Source organism: Saccharopolyspora sp. NPDC002686 (assembly GCF_040295745.1).
GTDB lineage: Bacteria > Actinomycetota > Actinomycetes > Mycobacteriales > Pseudonocardiaceae > Saccharopolyspora > Saccharopolyspora oryzae.
The window spans coordinates 1-4109 of the sequence record NZ_JBEOVY010000503.1; the positions used below are offsets into that span (position 1 = coordinate 1).

The window sequence follows — 4109 nt, forward strand, 5'->3', positions numbered from 1 at the left end:
GGTCGGAGTCCTCGGTGCGGCGCAGCTGCGGGCGCATCCGGGCGAAGTAGGCCGCCATCTCCCGGCTCGACGATGAGCTGCTCGGTGACCGGGGTGTCGATCTGCGCGCGCTCCGGGCGCTGGTGCACCAGGATCCGCAGGTTCGAGGGCACGACCTGGAGCCAGGCCGGAACCGGACGCTCGCCCAGGGTCTCCTTGGCGATGATGAACGGCGTGGTGCCCATGGCCTTCGGCTTGACGTCGATGATGTCCCACTTCGAGACCTGGAAGCTGGGGACGTTCACCTTCTTGCCGTTGACCAGGAAGTGACCGTGGCTGACCAGCTGACGCGCCATGCGGCGGGTGCGGGCCAGGCCGGCGCGGTACACGACGTTGTCCAGGCGCGATTCCAGCAACTGGAGGAGGTTGTCACCGGTCTTGCCCGGGCGACGGTTCGCCTCTTCGTAGTAGTTGCGGAACTGCTTCTCCAGCACACCGTAGGTGAAGCGAGCCTTCTGCTTCTCCTGGAGCTGCAGCAGGTACTCGGTTTCCTTGATGCGCGCGCGGCCGTGCTGACCCGGCGGGTACGGACGGCGCTCGAACGCCTGGTCACCGCCGACGAGGTCAACCTTCAGACGGCGGGACTTGCGGGTCGCGGGACCGGTATAACGAGCCATCTTAGTTCTTTACTCCTTCCCGCGACTCAGACCCGACGACGCTTCGGCGGGCGGCAGCCGTTGTGCGGCTGCGGGGTGACGTCCTGGATGGTGCCGACCTCGAGACCGGCCGCCTGCAGCGACCGGATCGCCGTCTCGCGACCCGAACCCGGGCCCTTGACGAAGACGTCGACCTTCTTCATGCCGTGCTCCGCGGCCTTGCGGGCCGCGTTCTCGGCGGCCATCTGCGCGGCGAACGGGGTGGACTTGCGGGAGCCCTTGAACCCGACGTGGCCGGCGGAGGCCCAGCTGATCACCGCACCGGTGGGGTCGGTGATCGAAACGATGGTGTTGTTGAACGTGCTCTTGATGTGGGCTTGCCCGTGAGCGACGTTCTTCTTTTCCTTGCGCCGCACCTTCTTGACGGCGCCAGCGCGAGACTTGGGTGGCATAGCTTTAGCTGACTCCTAGCGAGGCTTACTTCTTGGCCTTCTTCTTGCCGGCGACCGTCTTCTTCGGGCCCTTGCGGGTACGGGCGTTGGTCTTGGTCCGCTGCCCGTGCAACGGCAGGTGGCGGCGGTGGCGCAGCCCCTGGTAGCACCCGATCTCGATCTTCCGGCGGATGTCGGCCTGGACCTCGCGGCGGAGGTCACCCTCAACCCGGTAGTTGTTCTCGATGAAGTCGCGCAGCGCGGTGAGCTGCTCGTCATCGAGGTCGCGCGGCTTGGCGTCGGCCGAGACACCGGTGGCGGCGAGGATCTCCTTCGCCCGGGTCTTGCCGATTCCGAAGATGTAGGTGAGCGCGATCTCCATGCGCTTCTCGCGCGGGAGGTCGACTCCGACGAGCCGTGCCATGCGGCTCCTTCTCCTTCTCTCAGTCCAGGTCTGCTCCCACCCCACCCCCGCACGCGGCGGGGCCCCGGCCTGGCCCGGGGGTCAGTCGGCCCACTCTCGGGTCGACAGGTGGCGGGAGATCCTTGGTTGTCTAAGCGACTGCTGCGCTCAGCCCTGACGCTGCTTGTGTCGGGCGTTGTCGCAGATCACCAGAACCCGCCCGTGACGGCGGATGACCTGGCACTTGTCGCAGATTCGCTTCACACTCGGCTGGACCTTCACGGTCGTGCTCTCCTGCTCGAACGCGTGCTCGGGATCACCCGAACACCGTGGAGGTCACTTGTAGCGGTAGACGATGCGCCCACGGGAGAGGTCGTACGGCGAGAGCTCCACCACGACCCGGTCCTCGGGCAGGATGCGGATGTAGTGCTGGCGCATCTTGCCACTGATGTGTGCGAGGACCTTGTGGCCGTTCTCCAACTCGACGCGGAACATCGCGTTGGGGAGTGGCTCGATCACCCGACCCTCGACCTCAATGGCCCCGTCTTTCTTGCCCATGTCCTCCGCGTTTCGTGACGGTGACGGTTTTCGGACCGAAGTCCCTGCCGCCGATGCCGGAGGCCCCGGCACCCGCGACGGACGCACGCCGGACCCCGGTCCGATCACACCGAAGAAGTCCTCTCCCGCACACTCGGGAAGGGATGTCCAGGCACAACGAACCGACGCCAGGAGCGCGCCGATGTTCCATCGTACGCGCCGCCGATTCGCGCCTCACATCGGGGCAGCTCAACGCGGTTCCAGGCACTCCCCACCACCCCTAGGGTGACGGCTGCGCCAGCACCACTCCACCGCCGCTTGCGGGGGCGCTCGGGGTCTCATTACGTTCGATCAATCGCACGACACCGCGGTCGAGGCCCAGACCCAGGGATTACCGAGGAGCAGCGTGACACCGCAGCAGGACCACCAGGACCCGCGCACCGCGCCGTGGCTGAACCAGGCCGGCCGGAACGCCTCCCGCAAGTTCGGGGAGTACCGGACCTTCCTCAACACAGCGGTGCGCAACCCCAGGATGGTCGGCGCAGCCACCCCGACCTCGGCAGCCGTCGCAGCGACCGTAGCCCAGGTCGTGCCCACGACCGGCTCCCCCGTGGTCGTCGAGCTGGGCCCCGGCACTGGGTCGCTGAGCAACGGCATCCACGCGCGGCTGCCGCACGGGGCGCGGCACATCGGCATCGAGCTCGGCGAGGACATGGTCGAGCACCTGCGCCGGCACAAGCCGTGGCTGGAGGTCGTGCACGCCGACGCGGGCGACCTGCTGGCCCTGCTGGACAAGCGCGGCATCGACCGGGTCGACGCGGTGATCAGCAGCATCCCGTGGTCGCTGATGCCCGGCAGCGCCCAGGACCACGTCCTGCGCCAGGCCGCGGAGGCCCTCGCCCCGCAGGGCGCCTTCACCGCGCTCACCTACCTGCCTGCCGACCAGACCCCCGGCGGCCGCCGCTTCCGCAACCGCCTGGAGCACGTCTTCGACGAGGTGCTCACGCACACCACGTGGCGCAACCTGCCGCCGATCCTGCACTACATCTGCCGCCGCCCCCTGCAGTGACCGGCACCCCGCAGGGGTTGTGATCCGGGACTCACCTCGGGATGACCCCGAGGTGCCCGCTCGCGCGCCGCAGCACGCTCGGATCATGGCCCGAAACGCACGACTTTCGACCACGCAGGGCGACACCGCGACTCCGCTGCGCCACCTCACTGCGACTTTCCGTCAACGGTTGCACGCTTCACCCCGTGGAGGGGATACCGTCTCGGCGTTCCACTGGATGGTAGGAGTAGGCGTGAGCAAGCGAAGGAAGCTGCGCGAGTACTGGACGTTCCTCAACAGCGCAGCTCGTCAGCCGTCCACGGTGGGTGCCGTGCTGCCGACGTCCCGCTACGTCGCGGATGCCGTGGCCGCAGTGGTGCCCAGCAGCGGCTCACCGACGGTTCTCGAACTCGGACCGGGCACCGGCGCGCTTAGCGGGCCGATCCAGCGGAGGCTCTCCGAGGGAGCTCGTCACCTGGCGGTCGAGATCGACCCGAAGCTGGTCCGCTACCTGGAGCGCACCAAGCCCTGGCTGGAAGTGATCGAGGGGGACGCCACCCACCTGCGGAAACTCCTCGACGAGGCGGGAGTGGACAAGGTCGACGCGGTGATCAGCAGCATCCCGTGGACGCTCCTGCCCCCGCAGAAGCAGCGCGACCTGCTGCACGAAGCGGCCTCGGTGATGTCGGCGGACGGCGTGTTCACCACCGTCACCTACCTGACGACGCTGTGGCGGCCACCGACCCAGGCGTTCGTCGACGCCCTGCACGACACCTTCGACGAGGTGATGCCCAGGTCCACGGTCTGGCGCAACGTCCCCCCAGCCCGCGTCTACGCCTGCCGCCGCCCCCACTGAACCTCCGCCCCACGAGGTTCACGCAATTTCCATTGAAATTGGACGTCCAATTTCCATTGAAATTGCGGTCTCTCTGGCCTGCGACCGCGAAGCACGACCGGCACCGCACGGTGAGGGGCGCATGCGCCGCAGGCGCATAACCCACCCTCGCAACTCGCACCGCCGCGGGTTCTCAGCGTTCGCCTGGCGAGGACGGCCA

The 4109-nt window shown here is 67.9% G+C and carries 6 protein-coding genes and 1 pseudogene; 2 read left to right on the plus strand and 5 right to left on the minus strand.

Annotated features, from left to right (window positions below; all coding sequences use genetic code 11):
- Positions 1-65 precede the first annotated feature (65 nt).
- The 5 genes and pseudogenes from rpsD to infA form a co-directional block, all read right to left on the minus strand.
- Positions 66-656: pseudogene (gene rpsD / locus ABTZ89_RS36460) on the minus strand (30S ribosomal protein S4); the annotation flags it as partial.
- A 26-nt stretch (positions 657-682) separates the two neighbouring features.
- Positions 683-1087 carry a 30S ribosomal protein S11 gene (rpsK, locus tag ABTZ89_RS36465; protein ID WP_009948668.1) on the minus strand — a complete coding sequence of 135 codons (405 nt, stop codon included), beginning with the start codon at positions 1085-1087 and terminating at the stop codon, positions 683-685.
- 25 nt (positions 1088-1112) lie between these two features.
- Positions 1113-1490: a 30S ribosomal protein S13 gene (rpsM, locus tag ABTZ89_RS36470; RefSeq protein ID WP_270947620.1), complete on the minus strand. Its 378-nt coding sequence runs from the start codon at positions 1488-1490 to the stop codon at positions 1113-1115.
- A 147-nt stretch (positions 1491-1637) separates the two neighbouring features.
- Positions 1638-1751: a 50S ribosomal protein L36 gene (gene rpmJ, locus ABTZ89_RS36475; protein ID WP_010315372.1), complete on the minus strand. Its 114-nt coding sequence runs from the start codon at positions 1749-1751 to the stop codon at positions 1638-1640.
- 54 nt (positions 1752-1805) lie between these two features.
- Positions 1806-2027 (minus strand): translation initiation factor IF-1, encoded by a 222-nt coding sequence (gene infA, locus ABTZ89_RS36480; protein WP_009948665.1) that lies wholly within the window; start codon positions 2025-2027, stop codon positions 1806-1808.
- A gap of 385 nt (positions 2028-2412) precedes the next feature.
- Between infA and ABTZ89_RS36485 the strand changes: the two genes are divergently transcribed.
- Together ABTZ89_RS36485 and ABTZ89_RS36490 are read left to right on the plus strand one after the other, a co-directional pair.
- Positions 2413-3075, plus strand: a complete 663-nt coding sequence (locus ABTZ89_RS36485) for a class I SAM-dependent methyltransferase (RefSeq protein ID WP_270947619.1) — start codon at positions 2413-2415, stop codon at positions 3073-3075.
- 232 nt (positions 3076-3307) lie between these two features.
- On the plus strand, positions 3308-3910 hold the full coding sequence (locus ABTZ89_RS36490; protein ID WP_270947618.1) for a class I SAM-dependent methyltransferase: 603 nt from the start codon (positions 3308-3310) through the stop codon (positions 3908-3910).
- The last annotated feature ends 199 nt before the right edge of the window (positions 3911-4109 follow it).